5 protein-coding genes are annotated in these 4642 nt (G+C 69.6%); all 5 read left to right on the top strand.

All coding sequences use genetic code 11. The features are described 5' to 3' along the window. Window positions 1-72: 72 nt before the first annotated feature. Entirely contained in the window at window positions 73-1284 is a 1212-nt protein-coding gene (locus tag ABZ371_RS29160; protein ID WP_358685118.1) for a phosphoglycerate kinase, read from the top strand. A gap of 5 nt (window positions 1285-1289) precedes the next feature. Continuing rightward, window positions 1290-2066 carry a triose-phosphate isomerase gene (gene tpiA / locus ABZ371_RS29155; RefSeq protein WP_358685116.1) on the top strand — a complete coding sequence of 259 codons (777 nt, stop codon included), beginning with the start codon at window positions 1290-1292 and terminating at the stop codon, window positions 2064-2066. Window positions 2067-2180: 114 nt separating this feature from the next. Further along, a complete protein-coding gene (gene secG, locus ABZ371_RS29150; protein ID WP_205019497.1) occupies window positions 2181-2417 on the top strand; it encodes a preprotein translocase subunit SecG in 237 nt (78 codons plus the stop codon). A 157-nt stretch (window positions 2418-2574) separates the two neighbouring features. Further along, window positions 2575-2862 (top strand): RNA polymerase-binding protein RbpA, encoded by a 288-nt coding sequence (locus tag ABZ371_RS29145; RefSeq protein ID WP_028440314.1) that lies wholly within the window; start codon window positions 2575-2577, stop codon window positions 2860-2862. A gap of 153 nt (window positions 2863-3015) precedes the next feature. Further along, window positions 3016-4642, top strand: a 1627-nt coding sequence (pgi, locus tag ABZ371_RS29140) for a glucose-6-phosphate isomerase (protein ID WP_358685112.1), incomplete at its 3' end; no start/stop codon positions are given.

The following is a 4642-nucleotide window of genomic DNA, read 5'->3' as shown; positions in this document are numbered from 1 at the left end:
CTCGGACGGCGCAACGTGGCGCCGTCCGAGCCCCTTGCGTGCTCATCCGTCCTCCAAGGAGTACCGCAACAGATGAAGACGATCGACGAACTTCTCGACGAAGGGGTCGCGGGCAAGCGGGTTTTCGTCCGCGCCGACCTGAACGTGCCGCTGGACGGCACCACGATCACCGACGACGGCCGTATCCGCGCCGTCCGGCCGACCGTCGCCCGCCTGGCGGAAGCCGGCGCGCGGGTCGTCGTCGCCTCGCACCTCGGCCGGCCCAAGGGCGCGCCGGACCCGGCCTTCTCCCTGGCCCCGGCCGCCGCGCGCCTCGGTGAACTGCTCGGCTCCGACGTCGCGTTCGCGACCGACACCGTCGGCGACTCGGCGCGTGCCACGGTCGCCGCCCTCGCCGACGGCCAGGTCGCCGTCATCGAGAACCTCCGCTTCAACGCGGGGGAGACGTCCAAGGACGACGCCGAGCGCGGCGCGTTCGCGGACCGGCTCGCCGAGCTCGCCGACGTCTACGTCGGCGACGGCTTCGGCGCCGTCCACCGCAAGCACGCCTCGGTCTTCGACCTCCCGGCGCGGCTCCCGCACGCGGCCGGCGGCCTGATCGCCACCGAGGTCGGCGTCCTGAAGAAGCTGACCGAGGACGTCGCCCGCCCGTACGCCGTGGTCCTCGGCGGCGCGAAGGTCTCCGACAAGCTCGGAGTCATCGACCACCTGCTGGAGAAGGCCGACCGCATCCTGATCGGCGGCGGCATGGCGTACACCTTCCTCAAGGCCAAGGGCCACGAGGTCGGCACCTCGCTGCTCCAGGAGGACCAGGTCCCGGCGGTCCGGGAGTACCTGAAGCGCGCCGAGGAACTCGGTGTGGAGTTCGTGCTCCCCGTCGACGTCCTGGTCGCGGGCGAGTTCCCCGACCTGAAGACCAAGGCCCCGGCCCATCCGTCCACGGTCGCCGCCGACGCCATCCCGGCCGATCAGGAGGGCCTGGACATCGGCCCCGAGACCCGCGAGCTGTACGCGGCGAAGCTCGCCGACGCGGCCACCGTCTTCTGGAACGGCCCCATGGGTGTCTTCGAGCATCCCGACTACGCCGAGGGCACCAAGGCCCTCGCCCAGGCTCTCCTCGACTCCCCGGCCTTCAGCGTCGTCGGCGGCGGGGACTCCGCGGCCGCCGTCCGGATCCTGGGCTTCGACGAGAACGCATTCGGCCACATCTCGACCGGTGGCGGCGCCAGCCTCGAATACCTCGAGGGCAAGACGCTTCCCGGCCTCGCCGCACTGGAGGACTGACCTCAATGAGCACCCGCACCCCGCTGATGGCGGGCAACTGGAAGATGAACCTCAACCACCTCGAGGCCATCGCGCACGTCCAGAAGCTCGCCTTCGCCCTCACCGACAAGGACTACGACGCCGTCGAGGTCGCCGTCCTGCCGCCCTTCACGGACCTGCGGTCCGTGCAGACCCTGGTCGACGGCGACAAGCTGAAGATCAAGTACGGCGCCCAGGACATCTCGGCCCAGGACTCCGGCGCCTACACCGGTGAGATCTCCGGCCCCATGCTCGCCAAGCTGAAGTGCACGTTCGTGGCCGTCGGCCACAGCGAGCGCCGCCAGTACCACGGTGAGAACGACGAGATCTGCAACGCCAAGGTGAAGGCCGCGTTCAAGCACGGCCTGACCCCGATCCTCTGCGTCGGTGAGGGACTGGACGTCCGCAAGGCCGGCGACCAGGTCTCCCACACCCTCGCCCAGCTCGACGGCGCCCTGAAGGACATCCCGGCCGAGCAGGCCGAGTCCGTCGTCATCGCCTACGAGCCGGTCTGGGCCATCGGGACCGGCGAGGTCGCCACCCCGGAGGACGCCCAGGAGGTCTGCGGCGCGATCCGCGGCCGGCTCGCCGAGCTGTACTCCCCGGAGCTGGCCGACGCCGTCCGCATCCAGTACGGCGGCTCGGTGAAGTCGGGCAACGTCGCGGCCATCATGGCGCAGCCCGACGTGGACGGTGCCCTGATCGGCGGCGCCGCGCTCGACGCCGACGAGTTCGTCAAGATCGTCCGCTTCCGCGACCAGTGAGTATGCGGTAGCGCGGATCCGTCGTACCCTTGCGGGGGCCGAGGGGGGTCTACCCCCCGGGCCCCCGCTGTTCGTACATGCAGTCTCAGGAATTGTGGAAAGTAGGGACCAGCCGTGGTTTTGGCGTTCGAGATCGCCCTGATCGTCTTCAGCCTGCTGCTGATGCTGCTGGTGCTGATGCACAAGGGAAAGGGCGGCGGCCTCTCCGACATGTTCGGTGGCGGGATGCAGTCCTCCGTGGGTGGCTCCTCGGTCGCCGAGAGGAACCTGGACCGCATCACCGTCGTGGTCGGCCTGGCCTGGTTCGCGTGCATCGTCGTCCTCGCCCTGCTGATCAAGCTGGACGGCTGACCCGTCGTTCGCGATTCCCGGTGACGGTGTAACTCCTTTCACTGGACGCGCGTTGGGCCTTACGTAGACTGGGGCATCTTCGAGCACCATCACGCAGGGAGTTACGACCGTGGCAAGTGGCAACGCGATCCGGGGAAGCCGGGTCGGAGCGGGGCCGATGGGGGAGGCCGAGCGGGGCGAGTCCGCGCCGCGTCTCCGCATCTCCTTCTGGTGCTCGAACGGGCACGAGACGCAGCCGAGCTTCGCCCATGACGCGCAGGTACCGGAGACCTGGGACTGCCCGCGGTGCGGCTTCCCGGCCGGCCAGGACCAGGACAACCCGCCGGACCCCCCGCGCACGGAGCCGTACAAGACGCACCTCGCGTACGTGCGGGAGCGCCGCAGCGACGCCGACGGCGAGGCGATCCTCGCCGAGGCCCTCGCGAAACTCCGCGGCGAGATCTGAGACTTCTCACCGGCCGGTCACCCCTCGGGTGACCGGCCGGTGTCCGTATGCCGTCCACCGGCCCGCCGTTGGCCCGCCGCGCCCTCCGGATCAATTAGGTTGGAGGGGCAGCGGGGAAGGTTGCAGGTACGAGAGAAGTGGGCGATTTCCGGGATGAACGCACAAAGCCGAACGAAGCTCAGCCAGATGCCCGAGTGGACGGCTCTCGGCAAGCACCGTGAGCAGCTCGGCCGGACGCATCTGCGCCAGCTGTTCGCGGACGCGCCGGACCGGGGGGAGCAGTACACCCTCCGCGTCGGCGACCTCCACATCGACTACTCCAAGCACCTGGTCACCGACGAGACACTGCGCCTGCTGCGCGAGCTCGCCGCCGCGACGGACGTGGCCGGGCTGCGGGACGCCATGTTCCGCGGGGAGAAGATCAACACGACCGAGGACCGCGCCGTCCTGCACACCGCGCTGCGCGCGCCGCGCGACGCCGTGGTCGAGGTCGACGGCGAGAACGTGGTGCCGGCCGTCCACGCCGTCCTCGACAGGATGGCCGTCTTCTCCGAGCGGATCCGCGCGGGCGAGTGGACCGGTCACACGGGCAGGCCCATCAAGAACATCGTGAACATCGGCATCGGCGGCTCCGACCTCGGACCCGCCATGGCGTACGAGGTGCTGCGCTCCTTCACGGACCGCTCGCTCACCGTCCGCTTCGTGTCGAACGTCGACGGCGCCGACCTCCACGAGGCCGTGCGGGACCTGGACCCGGCCGAGACCCTCTTCATCGTCGCGTCCAAGACCTTCACGACGATCGAGACCATCACCAACGCCACCTCCGCCCGCGACTGGCTGCTGACCGAGCTGAGGGCCGGTCAGGAAGCGGTCGCCAAGCACTTCGTGGCCCTGTCCACCAACGCGGAGAAGGTCGCCGACTTCGGCATCGACACGGCCAACATGTTCGAGTTCTGGGACTGGGTCGGCGGCCGCTACTCCTACGACTCGGCGATCGGCCTGTCGCTGATGATCGCCATCGGCCCGGACCGGTTCCGGGAGATGCTCGACGGCTTCCACCTCGTCGACGAGCACTTCCGCACCGCCCCCGCCGAGGAGAACGCCCCGCTGCTGCTGGGCCTGCTGGGCATCTGGTACGGCCAGTTCCTCGACGCCCAGTCGCACGCGGTGCTGCCCTACAGCCACTACCTGTCCAAGTTCACCGCGTACCTCCAGCAGCTGGACATGGAGTCCAACGGCAAGTCCGTGGACAGGGACGGCAATCCGGTGGAGTGGGAGACGGGCCCGGTGGTCTGGGGCACCCCCGGCACCAACGGGCAGCACGCCTACTACCAGCTGATCCACCAGGGCACCAAGGTCATCCCGGCCGACTTCATCGGATTCGCCTCGCCCGTCCACGACCTGCTGCCCGGGCTGATCGCCCAGCACGACCTGCTGATGGCGAACTTCTTCGCCCAGACGCAGGCACTCGCCTTCGGCAGGACCCCCGAGGAGGTCCGCGCGGAGGGCGTCCCCGAGGAGCTCGTCCCGCACAAGACCTTCCGGGGCAACCACCCGACGACCACGATCCTCGCGGAGCGTCTCACCCCGTCGGTGCTCGGCCAGCTCATCGCGCTGTACGAGCACAAGGTCTTCGTCCAGGGCGCCGTCTGGAACATCGACTCCTTCGACCAGTGGGGCGTGGACGGGAGGGCCCTGTCAGCGCCGGTGCTGCGAGCTGCCGTGGACCGGCTGGCGCCGCCCATGGACACCGTCGCGGCCTACCACTTCGGCTGGATCG

This window comes from Streptomyces sp. NPDC005899, assembly GCF_040629645.1.
Taxonomy (GTDB): domain Bacteria; phylum Actinomycetota; class Actinomycetes; order Streptomycetales; family Streptomycetaceae; genus Streptomyces.
This window is presented reverse-complemented; position numbering and strand designations above follow the sequence as displayed.